The sequence below is a fragment of the Mucilaginibacter dorajii genome (assembly GCF_024808255.1).
Lineage (GTDB): Bacteria > Bacteroidota > Bacteroidia > Sphingobacteriales > Sphingobacteriaceae > Mucilaginibacter > Mucilaginibacter dorajii.
In genome coordinates this window covers 1-16,721 of the sequence record NZ_JANTYS010000035.1, presented here as the reverse complement: position 1 = coordinate 16,721, position 16,721 = coordinate 1, and the positions used below count along the sequence as shown (strand labels likewise).

Annotated in this window: 20 protein-coding genes; 7 read left to right on the top strand and 13 right to left on the bottom strand. The window is 42.1% G+C overall.

Annotated features, from left to right (window positions below; translation table 11 throughout):
• Nucleotides 1-61 precede the first annotated feature (61 nt).
• Nucleotides 62-805 carry a 3-oxoacyl-[acyl-carrier-protein] reductase gene (gene fabG, locus FHS10_RS27520; RefSeq protein WP_259097246.1) on the top strand — a complete coding sequence of 248 codons (744 nt, stop codon included), beginning with the start codon at nt 62-64 and terminating at the stop codon, nt 803-805.
• Between the two features lie 101 nt (nt 806-906).
• Here fabG and FHS10_RS27515 read toward each other — a convergent pair whose 3' ends face one another.
• Complete coding sequence (locus FHS10_RS27515) at nt 907-1,251, bottom strand: carboxymuconolactone decarboxylase family protein (protein ID WP_259097244.1); 345 nt, start codon at nt 1,249-1,251, stop codon at nt 907-909.
• Between the two features lie 152 nt (nt 1,252-1,403).
• Here FHS10_RS27515 and FHS10_RS27510 point away from each other — a divergent pair, with 152 nt between their 5' ends.
• Together FHS10_RS27510 and FHS10_RS27505 are read left to right on the top strand one after the other, a co-directional pair.
• Nucleotides 1,404-1,781, top strand: coding sequence for a VOC family protein (locus tag FHS10_RS27510; RefSeq protein ID WP_259097242.1), 378 nt, complete (start codon nt 1,404-1,406; stop codon nt 1,779-1,781).
• Between the two features lie 129 nt (nt 1,782-1,910).
• Nucleotides 1,911-2,267 (top strand): VOC family protein, encoded by a 357-nt coding sequence (locus FHS10_RS27505; protein ID WP_259097241.1) that lies wholly within the window; start codon nt 1,911-1,913, stop codon nt 2,265-2,267.
• On the opposite strand, the gene FHS10_RS27500 is transcribed toward FHS10_RS27505, so the two are convergent.
• The 12 genes from FHS10_RS27500 to FHS10_RS27445 form a co-directional block, all read right to left on the bottom strand.
• Nucleotides 2,262-2,594, bottom strand: coding sequence for an MGMT family protein (locus tag FHS10_RS27500; protein WP_259097240.1), 333 nt, complete (start codon nt 2,592-2,594; stop codon nt 2,262-2,264). The two genes, FHS10_RS27505 and FHS10_RS27500, sit on opposite strands and share 6 nt — an antisense overlap.
• Nucleotides 2,595-2,700: 106 nt before the next feature.
• Nucleotides 2,701-3,351 (bottom strand): tRNA (guanosine(46)-N7)-methyltransferase TrmB, encoded by a 651-nt coding sequence (trmB, locus tag FHS10_RS27495; protein ID WP_259097238.1) that lies wholly within the window; start codon nt 3,349-3,351, stop codon nt 2,701-2,703.
• A 65-nt stretch (nt 3,352-3,416) separates the two neighbouring features.
• Nucleotides 3,417-3,863, bottom strand: coding sequence for a hypothetical protein (locus FHS10_RS27490; RefSeq protein ID WP_259097237.1), 447 nt, complete (start codon nt 3,861-3,863; stop codon nt 3,417-3,419).
• A 5-nt stretch (nt 3,864-3,868) separates the two neighbouring features.
• The gene (locus tag FHS10_RS27485) at nt 3,869-4,219 is read right to left on the bottom strand and encodes a phage holin family protein (RefSeq protein ID WP_259097236.1); all 351 of its coding nucleotides are present in this window, start codon (nt 4,217-4,219) and stop codon (nt 3,869-3,871) included.
• 74 nt (nt 4,220-4,293) lie between these two features.
• On the bottom strand, nt 4,294-4,560 hold the full coding sequence (locus FHS10_RS27480) for a YtxH domain-containing protein (protein WP_091149256.1): 267 nt from the start codon (nt 4,558-4,560) through the stop codon (nt 4,294-4,296).
• 155 nt (nt 4,561-4,715) lie between these two features.
• The gene (locus tag FHS10_RS27475; RefSeq protein WP_259097235.1) at nt 4,716-5,759 is read right to left on the bottom strand and encodes an AI-2E family transporter; all 1,044 of its coding nucleotides are present in this window, start codon (nt 5,757-5,759) and stop codon (nt 4,716-4,718) included.
• 160 nt (nt 5,760-5,919) lie between these two features.
• The gene (locus FHS10_RS27470) at nt 5,920-6,129 is read right to left on the bottom strand and encodes a hypothetical protein (RefSeq protein WP_259097234.1); all 210 of its coding nucleotides are present in this window, start codon (nt 6,127-6,129) and stop codon (nt 5,920-5,922) included.
• A 3-nt stretch (nt 6,130-6,132) separates the two neighbouring features.
• Nucleotides 6,133-7,560, bottom strand: a complete 1,428-nt coding sequence (locus FHS10_RS27465) for a sigma-54-dependent transcriptional regulator (protein WP_259097233.1) — start codon at nt 7,558-7,560, stop codon at nt 6,133-6,135.
• Nucleotides 7,561-7,735: 175 nt separating this feature from the next.
• The gene (locus tag FHS10_RS27460; protein WP_259097232.1) at nt 7,736-8,335 is read right to left on the bottom strand and encodes a hypothetical protein; all 600 of its coding nucleotides are present in this window, start codon (nt 8,333-8,335) and stop codon (nt 7,736-7,738) included.
• A gap of 613 nt (nt 8,336-8,948) precedes the next feature.
• The gene (locus FHS10_RS27455) at nt 8,949-9,731 is read right to left on the bottom strand and encodes an enoyl-CoA hydratase/isomerase family protein (protein WP_259097231.1); all 783 of its coding nucleotides are present in this window, start codon (nt 9,729-9,731) and stop codon (nt 8,949-8,951) included.
• A 12-nt stretch (nt 9,732-9,743) separates the two neighbouring features.
• Entirely contained in the window at nt 9,744-10,163 is a 420-nt protein-coding gene (locus tag FHS10_RS27450) for a cobalamin B12-binding domain-containing protein (RefSeq protein ID WP_259097230.1), read from the bottom strand.
• A gap of 207 nt (nt 10,164-10,370) precedes the next feature.
• Nucleotides 10,371-10,778 carry a hypothetical protein gene (locus FHS10_RS27445; RefSeq protein WP_259097229.1) on the bottom strand — a complete coding sequence of 136 codons (408 nt, stop codon included), beginning with the start codon at nt 10,776-10,778 and terminating at the stop codon, nt 10,371-10,373.
• Nucleotides 10,779-11,647: 869 nt separating this feature from the next.
• Here FHS10_RS27445 and pdeM point away from each other — a divergent pair.
• The 4 genes from pdeM to FHS10_RS27425 all read left to right on the top strand — a co-directional run bounded on the left by pdeM (nt 11,648) and on the right by FHS10_RS27425 (nt 16,299).
• The gene (pdeM, locus tag FHS10_RS27440) at nt 11,648-12,313 is read left to right on the top strand and encodes a ligase-associated DNA damage response endonuclease PdeM (RefSeq protein ID WP_259097228.1); all 666 of its coding nucleotides are present in this window, start codon (nt 11,648-11,650) and stop codon (nt 12,311-12,313) included.
• A gap of 162 nt (nt 12,314-12,475) precedes the next feature.
• On the top strand, nt 12,476-13,258 hold the full coding sequence (locus tag FHS10_RS27435; RefSeq protein ID WP_259097227.1) for a succinate dehydrogenase cytochrome b subunit: 783 nt from the start codon (nt 12,476-12,478) through the stop codon (nt 13,256-13,258).
• A 216-nt stretch (nt 13,259-13,474) separates the two neighbouring features.
• Nucleotides 13,475-15,409, top strand: a complete 1,935-nt coding sequence (locus FHS10_RS27430) for a fumarate reductase/succinate dehydrogenase flavoprotein subunit (RefSeq protein WP_259097225.1) — start codon at nt 13,475-13,477, stop codon at nt 15,407-15,409.
• A 104-nt stretch (nt 15,410-15,513) separates the two neighbouring features.
• Nucleotides 15,514-16,299 (top strand): succinate dehydrogenase/fumarate reductase iron-sulfur subunit, encoded by a 786-nt coding sequence (locus tag FHS10_RS27425; protein ID WP_259097224.1) that lies wholly within the window; start codon nt 15,514-15,516, stop codon nt 16,297-16,299.
• Nucleotides 16,300-16,721: the final 422 nt, after the last annotated feature.

The following is a 16,721-nucleotide window of genomic DNA, read 5'->3' as shown; positions in this document are numbered from 1 at the left end:
AAAAGGGCTTTTCCTACTTTCGTACTAATTAACTAACTTCACCGCCCGAAATAGTACATCAATGAAATTATTAGAAGGAAAAACCGCACTTATCACCGGTGCATCAAAAGGAATAGGCCGTAAAATAGCCGAAAAATTTGCCGAGCACGGCGCTAATGTAGCCTTTACCTATTTATCATCTGTTGAAAAAGGACAAGCTTTAGAGCAGGAACTGCAAAGTTTTGGCACACAAGTTAAGGGCTATCGCTCTGATGCCTCTAAATTTGACGAGGCCGAGAAACTGATCTCTGATATCGTGGCCGATTTTGGCACCCTTCATATTGTGGTTAACAACGCTGGTATCACCAAAGATGGTTTGCTGATGCGCATGACCGAAGAAGCATGGGACGAAGTGTTGAACGTTAACCTGAAATCTATTTTCAACGTAACCAAAGCAGCTTCAAAAATCATGATGAAAAACCGTAATGGTGTGTTTATTAACATGAGCTCGGTTGTAGGCGTACAGGGTAATGCCGGCCAGGGTAACTACGCGGCTTCAAAAGCAGGCATTATTGGCTTCTCAAAATCAATGGCTAAAGAATTAGGCTCGCGTAACATCCGTACCAACGTTGTAGCACCGGGCTTTATCAAAACCGAAATGACCGAAGTGTTGGACCCCAAAGTAGTAGAGGGCTGGGCAGCCGCTATCCCGCTTAAACGCGCCGGCGAAGCGGAAGATGTTGCAAATGCCTGCGTATTCCTGGCATCAGATATGGCAACCTACATCACCGGGCAGGTAATCCCTGTTGATGGTGGAATGCTTTAATATAATTCAAAAGTTAAAATTCAAAAGTCAAAAATCTTTTATGGTTTTTGACTTTTTTTATTTTGTTAGGATCGCCATGGCGATCCTTTTGCCTTTTGAATTTAAACCTCGTTCAACTCATCCCAGTATTCAACGGCCCTGCGGTAATGAGGGATCACAATAGATCCGCCTACCAGGTTGGCTATCATAAATATCTCATTCATTTCGTCGTGCTTTACGCCGGCTTCGTAGCATTTACCCAGGTGGTATTTAATGCAATCGTCGCAACGTAGTACCATACTGGCAACCAGGCCGAGCATTTCTTTGGTTTTAACGTCAAGGGCTCCGTCGGCATAGCTTGTTGTATCCAGCGCAAAAAAGCGTTTAATGTTGGTATTGGCGGATTCCATGATCCTATCATTCATTTTGGTACGATAAGCATCAAATTCTTCTATTAGTTTTCCCACTTTTTAATTATTGAATTAATGAATTACTGATTTGTTGTAATTGCGATTTTAAATAGCCGACAATTACTAAATAAATTAGTATTTAAAGTTATTAATATTTATTTTTATCGCACGAGTTTAAAATCATTTTTTACAGCGTAATTAAAAAAATCATGGAGAGCCTATCGCCCAACATTTTTGTTAAGGATATTAACGAAACCATTAAGTTTTACCAGCTGCTGGGCTTTAGCCTGGTGGTTACCGTGCCCGAAACCGGCGACAACCTGGTATGGGCCATGATGGCAAAAGGTAATGTTACCTTTATGTTTCAAACCTTTGTAAGCCTTGGTGAAGAACTACCTGATATTAGCCGGCAGGACGGCGCTTCCATGTTACTATACATCAAACTTAAAAACATCCGGGCATTTTTTGAGGAGATCAAAGACCTTGTGCCGATAGTTAGGGGCCTGGAAACTACATTTTACGGCGCTACCGAATTTACCATTAAGGATATAAACAATTACCTGTTGGTGTTTGCGGAGGATGAGTAGAAAGCCCCACCCAACCCTCCCCAGTAGGGAGGCTTTAAAAGCATAATCGATAGCGAATTTATTCTTGCAAAAAGGATTAAAATAAATTAATAAAAAGTCTCCCCTACAGGGGGAGATTAGAGGGGGCTTATGATCAACTTTAAACGTGCCGACCATTTTCAAATAGTTGTTCTGCCGGAACGCCTGGAAGAGGCAAGAATATTTTATACCGACATTATTGGCCTGCAACGGATTGAAAGGCCAAAATTCAATTCAAAAGGTTATTGGTTTAATATTGCCAATATCCAGCTGCATTTAAGTACCGAAGAAGCGATGCCCCGTACCTCAAGGCACAATGCCTTTGAGGTTACCGATGTTGCCGCTGCCCGCCTGCATCTGCAAAGCCACCATGTTGAATTTTTAGAAGAACCGGTAATACCCGGCAGGGAACGCTTTTCTTTTATAGATCCTTTTGGCAACAGGATAGAGTTATTGGAGATGCTATAATGCCAGTTCAATACCGGGGTCCCAGTATACATTTTTAAAATTCTGTACCTGGTCGTCTTTTACCTGTACACCTTCACTTTCCAGCATTTCCTGCATGCGGTTGCCGCCAAAATGAAATTTGGCAGTCAGTAAGCCCTGCCTGTTTACCACCCGGTGAGCAGGGACAGGCGGCTCAATCCTACCTGCCGCCTGCATGGCATACCCTACCATACGCGACGAACCTTTGGTACCCAGGTAAGCGGCGATAGCGCCATATGATGTTACTCTGCCTTCGGGAATTAACCGGGCAACCTGGTAAACTTTTTCGTAAAAGGTGATATCCTCCATTTAAGCTGAAAGCTAAAGGCCGAAAGCTTAAAGCCAACTGACGGCACATAAAATTAATTGAACATTTTTCTCCAATAAACGCTAAAAGCTTAAAGCTTTTAGCGTTTTAGCAAAAAGAGAACTTAAGGTAATTAATGTTTTTATTATCCTTCAAATATTTTTTCTCGTAATAGGTTTTGATCGATAAAACCTCATCGGCATATGATGAATGATAAAGGTCTTCGGTACGGATGTGTAGCTTGAGTTTTAGCTCTTCAATCTTTTCGGCGGTGTAGGCGTGTAAACCATCATTGTCGGTTTTTAAATTCACACAGCCGGATGGTTTTAATATTTTAATGTACTTATCTAAAAACCGTGGAGAGGTTAAGCGCTTTTTTTCGCGGCTTAATTGTGGCTGCGGATCCGGAAAGGTGATCCAGATCTCATCTACCTCGCCATCGGCAAAATAATCCAGCAGGTTCTCTATCTGAATCCGCAGGAATGCAACATTAGGTACATTCTCTTCAACGGCTGTTTTAGCACCGCGCCAGATGCGGTTGCCTTTATAATCAACGCCAATAAAATTTTTACCAGGAAATAGCTGGGCCAGGTTAACGGTATACTCACCTTTACCGCAGGCCAGCTCTAAAACAACCGGGTTATTATTTTTGAAAAACCCGGCACCCCATTCGCCTTTAAAAGGTTTGCCTGCATCTAACTGCAGTACATTGCTAAACGTATCTATTTCGGCAAATCGCCTTAACTTATCTTTTCCCACTTTATTAAAATAAAGTGCAAAAATAGTTTTTTATGTTAATTGAGTTATAACAGGAGGCAAATTGCTTATACAGCCGGGCCGTCGACAGGTTTTTTATAAGGCTCTGGCTTGTAATCGTCTTTAGCTTTCTTTTTGGTAAATTTTTCAAAAATACCTTTTACAGTACCCCAAATGCCCGAAACAGATTCTTCATTAACATAGTGTGATGCCTTTTGGGATACCAAACCCACCAATGTTTTAACAATAAAGTTAGATTTTTTGAAGATGGTTTTATTCAGCGTAAGCGGAATCAGAAACCGCGATACGAGGTTAATAATATCGGGATGAAAAAGACCGGGAGTGCGCACGCCATCACTATCAGCCGAACGAGGGAACAAAGTAAGCACCGACGAAAATATAGCCGATGGACTGCTAAACCGGGCTTTTAAAGCAACGCTTTGCTGGGTTTCTATTGTCCTCAACCTAAATATTTCGTCCTGCAAGTCGCTTATACTTTTTATCTGGTAGCCCATGGTATTTACCTTTTAAATATTTTTTGAATGAAGATGTTAGCCAATGGCTTTTCGATAGAACTTTTGTTCAATTTTATAATAATGGCTATAATCAAATAAATGAGTGCGACACATCCAAAGCCCTCCCAGTTGGAATGCAGTACATCGGCCAGGAAATAAGCTAAGGTAACACTGGCGAAAATAAAACACAAAACCATGCTTATTACCACCACTACATCCGTGATCACACTGGCCAAAATTGAAGTACTACCTTCAATAGCTTCGTATTTTAAAAGTTTAAAACGCGTTTCGGCGTATTCTTTTAGCTGATCAATAATGGGTGGTAATGGTGGTTTTGTTTCTTTTTCAGATTCCATAGATAGGTGTTTATAAATAATTTTATAATCCCGGGTAGCTGATTCAAACATCAGCTATCCGGGTAATTATCAAATTATGCGTGTTCCAGATCGTCCTGATACTCTTCTTCGGCACCGCGGATCTTTGATTTAATGTTCTCAACAACCTTGTCTTTTAACCCTACCAGGTTATCTATTTCGGCCGCGGCAGTATCTTTGATCGAGTCGCCAAGGTTCTTCAATGATTCGGTCAGTTTGTCGCGGGTCTCGTTACCTTTGTCAGGTGCAAATAAAATTCCTAAAGCTGCCCCTGCTGCCAGGCCTGCAAGTAATGCAACAACTACTTTTGAGTTATCATTCATTGTAATATAATTTTAAGTTGAACATTTGATTGATTAATACTAATACCTTGCCAAATATCATCAATTGTATAATTTGTATACAATTTCTGTATAAATAGTTTTTTGTTCTTTGTTTATTTTTTATGTTTTGTTTACAAAATAGTTCATTGTTTGTGTCAATTTTCCGGCACTGTGCGTATTCGTTCCAGCCTATCGGCGGCCATCCGGTTTGTTTCGTAAATTTCCATTAACAACAGGAAGTAAGATAACAAAACCGGCCCAAATACCAAGCCTAAAATTCCAAAAAGGGGTAAACCTATAAACACCCCAATGATGGATATAATGGGATGTGTATTAGCAATACGCTTATTGATGATCATCCTTAAAAAATTATCAATATTACCAATAAACAGCAACCCGTAAGCTAATAATAATACCCCCTGCCAGTTATGCCCCTGCGCAAACAACAAAATACTTGCCGGGATACACAACGTTGGTGCACCCACCACCGGCAAAAATGAAATAAATATGGCTATTACCCCCCAAAATATAGGATCGGGTATACCAAAGATCCAGAAGCCATTGGCCAACAGGATTCCCTGGGTAAGTGCTATTATACCTTGTCCTAAAACGTTAGAATAGGTAGAATCGCGTAGGGCTGCTGCAAACTTTAATGCATGTTGCTCCCTGAAAGGCGCATATTTAAGCAAACCGGCCTCAAATTCACGCATTTGCGTAAGCATAAAATATAAAATAAAATACAGCACCAGCAAGGTTAAAATAATACTTGCTGCACTGCTTAATATAGATGGGAACAGGCTTGTACCAAACGTACCCAGTTTTTGCAGGGTATCTTCGGCAAAATGCGGCTGGTTAAGATTTGCAGCCGCAAAGGCGTCAATTTTTGATGTCCATTGATCAATAGGTAACGATTTGATATCGATACTTGATATTTTACCCACCACCATAATGCTCAATGTAAGAAATGGGATTACGATAACAATAAGCGATGTGAAAATAATAATGAGGGCTACTGCGGCCTTAGGCCAATTACGTTTTTCGGCCAGGTTTACATACAACGGTCTGAAAATGGTATACAAAACAACTGCACCAAGTATACTGCTAAACAAACCACTAAGGGCATAAAGTAAAAAACAACCAAGCACAATAATGCTTGCCAGGATGATATTATTACGCTGCTTATAGTTAAAAACCGACATTTACTTATAGAGTCAAGAGGTTAGATTCAAGAGCTAAGACAAAAGCAAGTTTTGACCCTCGTCCCTTTGACTTTAATCTCCTTATTCTGTTACCAGTATTAAACAAAAAAACGCCAAAAAGTTTTGGCGTTTTAAAAAAGAACATACCCTTTACACAGGCTTAACCTGCGTTGTTCAACAGGTCATTTATTTTGGTTGAGCTGGTGTTAATCATATCTATATAAAACAAGCTATCCCCGGGCATATCGGGCAATTCGTATTTCAATTGCTCAAGAGCCAAATGAATATTTGATAGCTGATTCTTGATATCGTGCTTCAGTTTGCGCAGGGTCTCGTCCTCCGGGGCCCTTTCCTGTTTTTGCAAATCCATCTTTTACTTAAGGTTGATGGCTTTCATTTTATTATATAATGTTTTTCTATCTATTTTAAGAATCTCGGCTGCTTTAGTTTTGTTAAAATTCACCTCTCTCAAAACCCGTATAATAGTTTCATATTCAGCCTCAAGCGCCGCGTTTTTCAGATCATGACGATTTTCTTTAACTTCCGGTGCTTCATGGGCAAATGATGAATATGACGATTGCTCAAATGAAGGTGTTTTAAAGTTCGAGATCTCCAGGGGCAAAGCTTTCATGGTAATCTCATTATCCTCGGCCAATAACGCCGCCCTCCTGATCACATTTTTCAGTTCGCGAATATTACCCTGCCACCTGTAGTTCATGAAACAATCAATTACCTCGGGCGAAAACGAATCAACATCACGGCCAAGTTCGTTATTTGCTATTCTTAAAAAATGCTCGGCCAATAGCATAATATCATTTCCACGATCACGCAATGGCGGCATGTATATGGTAAACTCATTAAATCGATGGTAAAGATCTTCCCTGAATTTCCCTCGCTGGATGCCTTCCTGCAGGTTCTCGTTGGTAGCTATTATAATTCGCACATCCAAATCAATCTCTTTAGTGCTGCCTATCCTTTTAACCTTGCGCTCCTGTACAGTGCGAAGCAGGGCAGCCTGGATCTCATATGATAAGTTACCTACTTCATCTAAAAACAAGGTACCACCGTTGGCCATTTCAAAGTGACCTATTTTGGTATATAAAGCACCTGTAAATGACCCTTTTTCGTGGCCAAAAAATTCACTCGCGGCCAGCTCTTTGGTCAATGAACCACAATCCATGGCAATAAAAGGCTGGTTGTGACGCGGGCTATTTAAGTGAATGCTTTTAGCTACCGATTCTTTACCTGTACCACTTTCGCCTAATATGATCACGCTGTAATTGGTAGGCGCAACCAATTCAATTTGTCTTAATAATTCTTTGGATGCTTTGCTCGTTCCGGCTACAAACTCGCTGGCAAAACCCTGTTTTTTAGTTTCCTTGCTTTTTGATTTATCGGCAATTACAGTTGTAGTATTTCCGGCTTCTTCAACCAGGGCATAGTGTGTTTCAAACGCCTTGTTAATGGTGTTCAGGATCTCATCAGGATACAGCGGCTTGGTAATATAGTCATAAGCCCCCATTTTAATAAGTTCGACAGCCATCTTTATATCCGAGTAGCCGGTAATAATAATTACACCAGTTTTAGGATATTGTGTTTTTATATTCCTGAGCATTTCGCGGCCATCCGTATCCTCCAGTCTAAAATCGCAAAGCACCAGGTTGAATTCACCACTCTTAAGCGCTTCCATACCGGCATTACCACTTGATGCTGTACTTACATCAAAGCCGTTACGTATTAGAAACTTAGATAACAATAAGGCTACGTTAACTTCATCATCAATGATGAGTATTTTCTTCATATCAATTATAAACAGGTGATGGTAAAATGTATTAAAGGCGTTAAGTTACAAAGTTTGTGAATAATTGATACGTTTTTATTGAATTATAGTTGTGCACAAATTAAAAAAATATCCAAAAACAAAAAGGGAGGCCAACTATGACCTCCCCTTTTATCAGGTAAATGTAGGATCGATATTAAAAACCGTAAGCTACACGAAGACCAATAAAATTCACTTTGCTTTGGTCAACACCGGTTGCGTATTTAGTGGTAGCTTCATAGCGTACACCTGCATCAATAAAGCTGCTTTTGCTTACCGGGAACTGAACACCAATTTGCGGAGCGTAAACAAACGCGGTTGATTTGTTAGCACCAACATCAGATTTGTTTAACAAAAATGCTGCACCAGCTTCGCCCTGGATGTAGAAATTCTCGATAGGGAAGAATTTTAAACCTGCTTTAACCGGGATTAAGTGGAAATCGGTAGCATCAACACCGGCAATACCACCAATGTCTTTTTTACCGAATATGTTATTGTAGCCCGCGTTAACAGTTACAAACAATTGATTTTTGTAAACCGGGATATCTGCCTGTACCGAACCGCCTAAGTTCCATTTGTAGTTATCTTTGAAGTTACCAACCGGGATACCAGCGTCGACACCAATGCTGTAACGGATACCGCCTGTTGTGGTGGTAGTAGTTGTTGTAGTGGTAGTAGTTGCTGTTTGTGCTTTTGCGCCAAATCCTAATCCGGCAAAAGCTAAAATTAAAGCTGAAATTTTGAATGAATTTTTCATAACCATTGTTGTGCTTTGATAGTTGTTTTTGTTTTAGCACAGGACAAATTAAAGCAGCAAATCATATATGATTTTTCATCCTAAAGTCATGTTCATTTAATCGTTTGATTAACAATAATATATTTTCTGACCCGATGGGTACAATGGTCAGCCCATTGTAAAATGCCGTTACAATTGCTTTTTTTATGTCAGAATTAACACTGGCTTAACATTGGATTTAGCGGCAGAAAATGGGCTTTTCTGCGTAAAATGGGTTGAACAAGCAGAAAGTGTAAAAGTTCCGATTAAAATAATTGTTATTTACGAGGTAAAATGGGAGGGCGGAACGAGAGACTTACGAAGTTTTAAAAACTTCGTAAGTCTGGGTACAGTGGTCTATCGTTGCAGTGAACCAAGCGATCCTTGCTCCTTCATCCAAAAATCCTTTATCCAATAATGGCATTGCCTTTGGCCCGGGCTATTCGCTCATACTACACAGGCCTTAACCACATAGGCCGGTATCCGCTGCTATCCCTAATGCACTTGTCTGAACCAGGATTAAACAGATTAATCAGATTTTTAATTAAAAAGGCAATTTTCAAATCACTAATTCATTAACTCAATAATTCACTAATTAATTCCCCTTAAACTCCGCTTTACGTTTCCCTAAAAAAGCGGCTACACCCTCAGCAAAATCCTGGGTACCGAAGCATTTGCCAAATTCTGCTATTTCGGTTTCGTAACCATTAACGCCATCGGTTAAACCGGCGTTTACAGAACGGATGGCGGCAGCAAGGGCTAACGGGGCGCGAGAAATTATTTTGGTCATCAGCTCTTTGGCTTTTGGAAGCAACTCTTCCGGCGTGGTTACGTGGGTAATCAAACCATATTGCAGGGCGTCAGCAGCGTTTATCATATCAGCAGTCAATATCATTTCCATCGCTTTGCCCTTGCCTACCAGTTGTGTTAGTCGCTGCGTACCACCATAACCGGGGATCAGTCCCAGGGTTACTTCGGGCAGGCCCATTTTGGCATTATCAGATGCTATGCGGATGTGGCAAGCCATGGCCAGTTCCAATCCTCCACCCAATGCAAATCCATTTACAGCCGCAATTACAGGCTTAATGCCATTAGCAATCACATCAAAAACCTGCTTTTGATTGTCACGGGCCAGTGCAGTACCCTCTGCCGCGCCTAAACCAGCAAACTCGCTAATGTCTGCTCCTGCAACAAATGCCTTTGGGCCGGCACCGGTAAGGATAATACCACTTACTTCGGGATTGGCAAAGGCATCAGTAAACGCAGTATGCAGTTCGGCAAGGGTGTCCTTATTGAGCGCATTAAGCTTGCTTTCGCGGTTAATGGTGATATATTGAATACGTTCTTTATTGACTATCAGCAGATTTTGAAATTCCATGATGTAGTATTTTTAGAAGTTTCGGTGCTCATGCACCCATTCGGTAATATATTTTACAATATCCTGCGTGCTTGTCCCCGGCGGGAAAAGCTCGCCCACCCCCTGTTGTTTCAAGGCGATCATATCCTCATTAGGGATAATACCGCCGCCGGTAAGCAGTACGTCATCCATCTGTTTTTCTTTGATCAGTTTAATGATCTTAGGAAAAACCGTCATGTGAGCGCCCGAGAGTATGGAAATACCAATGGCATCCACATCTTCCTGCAGGGCAGTGTTCACTACCATTTCGGGGGTTTGGCGCAGACCGGTATAAATTACTTCCATGCCGGCATCGCGTAATGATGTGGCAATGATGCGTGCGCCACGGTCGTGCCCGTCGAGCCCTACTTTGGCAACTAATACACGGATGGGGCGGTTAAAGGTATTACTCATGTAAACCGTATTGGTTGCAGTAAAAGTAATAAGAATTATGTAGATGTCACGTACGCCTGGGATCCGTCTATCAAAGGGCCCTGATGAAGTCAGACCCCACAAACATAACGCGAACAACTTAGCAACCGGGCTCAGGATCCCTTTTCAAGGAGACCCCGAGCGGACGGAAAAATTCAATAGGATAGGTTAGCAGCAAACTCATTAAGACTACTGCTTTTTTAGGGTAAAGATAAAATTAAAGGTCCCCAAAGTTTTTGTCCATACCACGCTGTCGCCTTTGGTGCTTTGCTTAAACGTACCGCTTAGCAGTAAGCTCCAGTTAAAATTGGCTGTATGTACCAGGCTATCGGTAAAGGTAATCGCATTATCTTTTATTACATAGCTGCCCCTGCTTTGCTGAACCGCGGTTGATCCGCCCTGGTAATTATTCCCGCTGATTACAACCTGCGCACTGCCCCCAAGCAAGCCCGACCTATCGCTGGCCGATGCTGTATTCACACTCGCGAATGAACCTTTATACGTTCCCTGCAATTGCTGTGGGGTAACTTTTTCATTTTTGCAACCCGCTATTACCAGGCACGCAACTAAAAAAAATAACAGGCTAAGTGTTTTCATAAATTGGCTTTTATACCATTACGCCAACTTACCAACTTGTGCTACAGGCTTATGAAAGATATTAACAGGAATTATTACCGGCGATAGCGCTCGCCAGGCATCGGTTTAAAACCAGGTTATATAACGGTATAAACACACATCCAGACAAATATACAAAAACGAAAACTCGTCGTCAATTTTTATCAGCCAAATGGTGTTCTTTTTTTATTAGATTTTATCGTTAACCTGTTAAATGAATTTTTATAAGTATCTGATTATCAATAACCATAAAATAAAAAAAGCATACCGTTCTTTACCTTTCATACACCTTTCTGCATCCTCCCAGCATCCTTTGGACTTGTTTTGGATCACCTGCCAATATCCGTTTGCGCACCTATCTTTTGGGTGGTAAAATTGAAGCGATTTTGAGCACATCGGGCTTTCGGCATCGAGTTAAATAATATAGCGGTGAAGGATTTTGAGGAGGTGAGTTATTACCGACAAACAGTGTGAAAACAACTTTCAGTATCACACCCGTCATGTGCTACCTGTGTATCCACATCTTTTTTGTTAAAAGAAAATGTCATTTCGATGGAGCGAAGAAATGGCATGAGCCGGGTGCGAAAGAGAAACTATCTCTTGAGCGAAGCGAAAAATCTTATACGCTTTGTATAGTCGAATGTCCGCTTTTACAAGATTTCTCCTCACCTCCGGCGCGCAATTCCCCCAAGGTTCGTTCGAAATGACAACGTTTTTTGTTAATGATATAACTCCAAAAAGATACGGGTACACGGCGCCCGTCATGTGCGGTGCTGAAACAAAGATGGCCTCGGCATTAGATTCAGCCATTCCCTATTCCCCCCAAATAAATTTTTAACTTTGCTTTTGTTATGATGATCAGTGCGGCTACTCCTTTTAATTTACTGGAACAGGATCTGTTGCTTTTGCCCCAAAAGGCCATTTACTGGCAGCAGCAAAAAGCTTTAATTATTGCCGATGTTCATTTTGGCAAGGTGGGGCATTTCCGTAAGGCGGGCATTGCAGTTCCGCTGGATATGGAGCAAAGCGATCTGGCTACTCTATCAGACCTCATCCACGAACATCGCCCCGAAAAGCTACTGTTCCTCGGCGACCTTTTCCATAGCGATATGAATAACGATTGGGATTGGTTTATCCTTTGGCGCAGCCAGTTCCCCCAATTACAGATCATCCTCATAAAAGGCAACCACGATATTATTGCCGATAGCCATTACGAGCGCTTAAATATCCGGCTGCATGATGAATTACTGTTAGGTCCATTTTTGATGCTACACCACCCCCTGCCAGATATTCAACTGCAAACCGCGGCCGGGTACGTTTTTTGCGGACACATTCACCCGGGGGTAAATTTAAATGGCCGTGCGCGCCAAAGCATTACGCTGCCTTGCTTCGCGTTTGGCAATAAGCAGGCTATACTGCCGTCATTTGGCAAATTCACAGGTAAAGTAGCCATCCGCAGCCAGCAAACAGACCAGATCTTCGCGGTTTTGAAGGATAAGGTAATCGCAATTGCCTAATTATTCGCCATCAAACCAAATCATTTACGGCCTTATAGGTATGTAATTGCAGTGTAAATTCTTAGATTGATTCTAAATAACTTTTTCGGTGCTAATAAGCCATATGCATTTATATCTTTTGCCATATAATGGATACTTTTGCCAAATAAATCTATTTTCATAATGAGCGAAATCAAACAAACCTTCAACTCATCGTTGGGAAAAAAGCTTATCATGGCTTTAACAGGCTTGTTTTTGTGTACTTTTATTATAGTGCACCTTGGTGGCAACCTGTTGCTGTTTAGCAACGATAATGGTTTTGGTTTTAATGTGTATGCCAACTTTCTTACACATTTTGCACCAATTGAAGTTATTGCGTATATCCTGTACCTATCTATACTGGTACATGCACTTTACGCATTAATTATTACGGTTAAAAACCGCAAATCACGTCCGGTAGGTTATGCTATTCAGCCTAAGTCAGATGCTACATGGTCGTCAAAAAACATGGGGCTTTTAGGCTCAATCCTGTTGTTATTCATCGTTATCCACATGGGCGATTTTTGGTTCCGTTACCATAACGATAAAACCATGGGCTTTAAAGAGTACCGCACCGATCTGGCAACCAACAAAACAACCGAATCTGTTTACACTCCCGTATCTGCCGATTTTAACCATTCCGTTTCTGTTGAAAACAATGTAGAAATTGTTAGGGTTAAAGATTTGCACGCACGTGTAGTTTTCAGTTTTAGCCATCTGTGGTACGTAGCATTTTACGTGATCGCTATGGGGGCATTGTCGTTTCACTTGCTGCATGGTTTCCAGAGCGCGTTCCGTACGCTGGGTTGGGTACACCGCAAGTATACGCCAATAGTATATGCTGTAGGCACATGGTTCTTCGCGGTTATCATCCCGCTTGGGTTTGCAGCTATGCCGGTGTATTACTATTTTGTAGTTAAAGGTTGATTAAGTTAAATGGTTGATTAGGTTAGGTTTAGTTGATTAAGTTAGATTTAGTTGAATGAGTTAGATTAGGTTGAATGGATTAGATTGAGTTGCATAGCGTGGTTTTAAAACCAACTAACTTAATCAATTACTTAACTAAATCAACCACTTAACTCAATCCAACCTAATCAACTCAATCAACCCACTCAACTACTCACTAATATAAAATATAAAGAAATGAGTTTAGATGCTAAAATTCCTGAAGGCCCATTAGCCGACAGATGGAGCAAGCATAAATTTGACCTGAAGCTGGTTAACCCGGCCAACAAGCGTAAATACGACATTATTGTGGTAGGTACCGGTTTGGCAGGCGCGTCGGCCGCAGCGTCATTGGCCGAGCTTGGTTATAACGTAAAAGCTTTTTGTTTCCAGGATAGCCCCCGTCGTGCGCACTCCATTGCAGCACAGGGTGGTATCAACGCGGCAAAAAATTATCAGAACGACGGCGACAGTGTTTTCCGTTTGTTTTATGATACCATTAAAGGTGGCGATTACCGCGCCCGTGAAAGTAACGTTCACCGCCTGGCCGAAGTATCTGTAAATATTATTGACCAATGTGTTGCACAAGGCGTTCCCTTTGCACGCGAGTACGGCGGCTTGCTGGATAACCGCTCATTCGGTGGTTCGCAGGTATCACGTACATTTTACGCCCGTGGCCAAACCGGACAACAATTATTGTTAGGCGCTTACTCGGCATTAAACCGCCAGATTCACGCCGGCAAAGTACAAATGTACACCCGCACCGAAATGCTGGACGTAGTTACCATTGATGGCCATGCCAAAGGTATTGTTACCCGTAACATGATAACCGGTGCTATTGAAAGCCACGCAGGTCATGCGGTACTATTATGTACAGGTGGTTACAGCAACGTATTTTACCTGTCAACAAACGCCATTGGCTCAAACGTAACGGCTGCCTGGAGGGCCCACAAACGTGGTGCTTACTTTGGTAACCCTTGCTATACCCAAATTCACCCAACCTGTATCCCGGTAACCGGCGATCACCAGTCAAAGCTTACGCTGATGTCTGAGTCGTTAAGGAACGATGGCCGTGTTTGGGCTCCAAAAACAGTAGAAATTGCCGAGCAATTGCGTAAAGGAACTATCAAAGCCGATCAGGTTAAAGAGGACGACCGCGATTACTTCCTGGAACGTAAATACCCTGCCTTTGGTAACCTTGTACCGCGCGACGTGGCTTCACGTAACGCCAAAGAAATGGTTGAAGAAGGTAAAGGTGTTGGCGGCTCGGGCTTTGCCGTATTCCTTGACTTTGCCGATGCAATCAAGCGTTTAGGCGAAGATACCGTTAGGGCAAAATATGGTAACCTGTTTGATATGTATATCCAGATTACGGACGAAAACCCATACAAACAACCAATGCGTATTTACCCGGCTGTTCACTATACCATGGGTGGCCTTTGGGTTGATTATAACCTGAGCACTACCATTCCTGGTTTATATGCTTTGGGCGAATGTAACTTTAGCGATCACGGTGCTAACCGCTTAGGTGCTTCTGCTTTGATGCAGGGTTTATCCGACGGTTATTTTGTGATTCCTTTTACCCTTGGCGATTACCTGGCTAAACTTGGCCCTAAAAAGGTAGATACCTCGCACCCTGCTTTTGAAGCAACTAAAAAGGATGTGTTAGCCTATATCAACAAGCTATTGGCATTAAAAGGCACCAAAACTGCTAACGAATACCACCGTGAACTTGGCCACATTATGTGGGAATATTGCGGAATGGCCCGTACAGAAGAAGGTTTAACCAAAGCCAAAGGTTTGATACAGGCGCTGAAAGCCGATTTCTGGAAAAACGCGATTGTAGCAGGCGAAAACGAAGAAGTGAATGCTTCATTAGAAAGAGCCGGCCGTATTGCCGATTTCATTGAACTGGGCGAACTGATGGTTGATGACGCTTTAATGCGTAAAGAATCATGCGGTGGCCACTTCAGGGTTGAATCGCAAACACCGGATGGTGAAGCATTGCGCGATGACGAAAACTTCGCGTTTGTAGCCGCCTGGGAATTTAAAGGCGAAAACCAGCCAGAAGAATTACACAAAGAAGAATTGGTATTTGAAGCAGTTCATTTATCGCAAAGAAATTACGCATAGTATCAAGTATATAGTATCAAGTATCAAGACAGAAAATGAAAGACTTGATATCTGATACAACACACGTACTTGATACTAACTACTTGATACAAAATCTTAGAGAGATGAGTAACGGAAATATGAACCTGACGCTTAAAGTATGGCGTCAAAAAAATGCGCAAACCGCGGGCAAATTTGTGAGCTACAAGGCCGAAAATATTTCGCCCGATATGTCGTTCCTGGAAATGCTTGATGTGGTTAACGAAGGTTTGACGCACAAAGGCGATGAGCCTATCAACTTTGACCATGATTGCCGCGAAGGTATTTGCGGTATGTGTTCATTATATATTAACGGGCACCCGCACGGACCCAAAAGAGGTGTTACTACCTGCCAGCTGCACATGCGTACTTTTCATGATGGCGAAACCATTACTATTGAACCATGGAGAGCATCTGCATTCCCGGTAGTGAAGGATTTGGCTGTTGATCGCTCCGCATTTGACAGGATTCAGCAAGCCGGCGGTTATGTTTCGGTAAACACCGGTGTTACTACCGATGGTAACGCTATCCTGATCCCTAAAGTAATTGCCGATGAGGCATTCAACTCCGCTACCTGTATTGGTTGTGGTGCCTGCGTGGCGGCATGTAAAAATGCGTCGGCTATGTTATTTGTTTCGGCTAAAGTAACCCAGTTGGGCTTATTACCACAAGGACAGCCAGAGCGTTACAGCCGTGTACAATCAATGGTAGCCCAGATGGATGAAGAAGGGTTTGGAAGCTGTACCAACACAGGTGCCTGCGAAGCCGAATGTCCTAAAGAAATTAAGCTAACCAACATTGCCCGCATGAACAATGATTTCTTCAGCGCCAAATTGTTCCGCGAAGAAGAAATTCATGGCGAGCACCATTAATAAGCTTTAATCTTTTTCAATAGGAAAGACTGCCTTTATAAGGTGGTCTTTTTTTGTTGATAATAAACGGACACATTGCATGCGGGCCACAAGCGGAACGCTTGCGGCAGTTGAGGGTCCGTGGATTTTATAACTTGCCATGACAAGTCCACCATGTCATTGCGAGTTGTAAAATCCGGCGGACTTTGAAGGGGAAATGACGATTAAAAGCGAGGGCGTGTGCGAATCCCCTCTTGAGAGGGGCGGAGGGGTGTGTTCTCCTGCCGATTGCTTAAACGCTGATGAACACACCCTTGCCATTACACAATTCCATCGCGCCCCCTCTCAAGAGTAATGGCACTAACTTAAAATAAAAAGTGTATATTTGGTTAAACCAGAGGATCAAATGACACCAAATCAATCATTAGACTTGAGTTTGCAGT

Coding starts and splice junctions, on each gene's coding strand:
- FHS10_RS27510 (WP_259097242.1), top strand. CDS start 1,404: ATGGAGAGCCTATCGCCCAACATTTTTGTTAAGGATATTAACGAAACC.
- FHS10_RS27490 (WP_259097237.1), bottom strand. CDS start 3,863: ATGGGCTACCAGATAAAAAGTATAAGCGACTTGCAGGACGAAATATTT.
- FHS10_RS27480 (WP_091149256.1), bottom strand. CDS start 4,560: ATGAATGATAACTCAAAAGTAGTTGTTGCATTACTTGCAGGCCTGGCA.
- pdeM (WP_259097228.1), top strand. CDS start 11,648: ATGATGATCAGTGCGGCTACTCCTTTTAATTTACTGGAACAGGATCTG.
- FHS10_RS27435 (WP_259097227.1), top strand. CDS start 12,476: ATGAGCGAAATCAAACAAACCTTCAACTCATCGTTGGGAAAAAAGCTT.
- FHS10_RS27475 (WP_259097235.1), bottom strand. CDS start 5,759: ATGTCGGTTTTTAACTATAAGCAGCGTAATAATATCATCCTGGCAAGC.
- FHS10_RS27485 (WP_259097236.1), bottom strand. CDS start 4,219: ATGGAATCTGAAAAAGAAACAAAACCACCATTACCACCCATTATTGAT.
- FHS10_RS27455 (WP_259097231.1), bottom strand. CDS start 9,731: ATGGAATTTCAAAATCTGCTGATAGTCAATAAAGAACGTATTCAATAT.
- FHS10_RS27465 (WP_259097233.1), bottom strand. CDS start 7,560: ATGAAGAAAATACTCATCATTGATGATGAAGTTAACGTAGCCTTATTG.
- FHS10_RS27505 (WP_259097241.1), top strand. CDS start 1,911: ATGATCAACTTTAAACGTGCCGACCATTTTCAAATAGTTGTTCTGCCG.
- FHS10_RS27450 (WP_259097230.1), bottom strand. CDS start 10,163: ATGAGTAATACCTTTAACCGCCCCATCCGTGTATTAGTTGCCAAAGTA.
- FHS10_RS27500 (WP_259097240.1), bottom strand. CDS start 2,594: ATGGAGGATATCACCTTTTACGAAAAAGTTTACCAGGTTGCCCGGTTA.
- FHS10_RS27445 (WP_259097229.1), bottom strand. CDS start 10,778: ATGAAAACACTTAGCCTGTTATTTTTTTTAGTTGCGTGCCTGGTAATA.
- FHS10_RS27470 (WP_259097234.1), bottom strand. CDS start 6,129: ATGGATTTGCAAAAACAGGAAAGGGCCCCGGAGGACGAGACCCTGCGC.
- FHS10_RS27425 (WP_259097224.1), top strand. CDS start 15,514: ATGAGTAACGGAAATATGAACCTGACGCTTAAAGTATGGCGTCAAAAA.
- FHS10_RS27460 (WP_259097232.1), bottom strand. CDS start 8,335: ATGAAAAATTCATTCAAAATTTCAGCTTTAATTTTAGCTTTTGCCGGA.
- FHS10_RS27430 (WP_259097225.1), top strand. CDS start 13,475: ATGAGTTTAGATGCTAAAATTCCTGAAGGCCCATTAGCCGACAGATGG.
- fabG (WP_259097246.1), top strand. CDS start 62: ATGAAATTATTAGAAGGAAAAACCGCACTTATCACCGGTGCATCAAAA.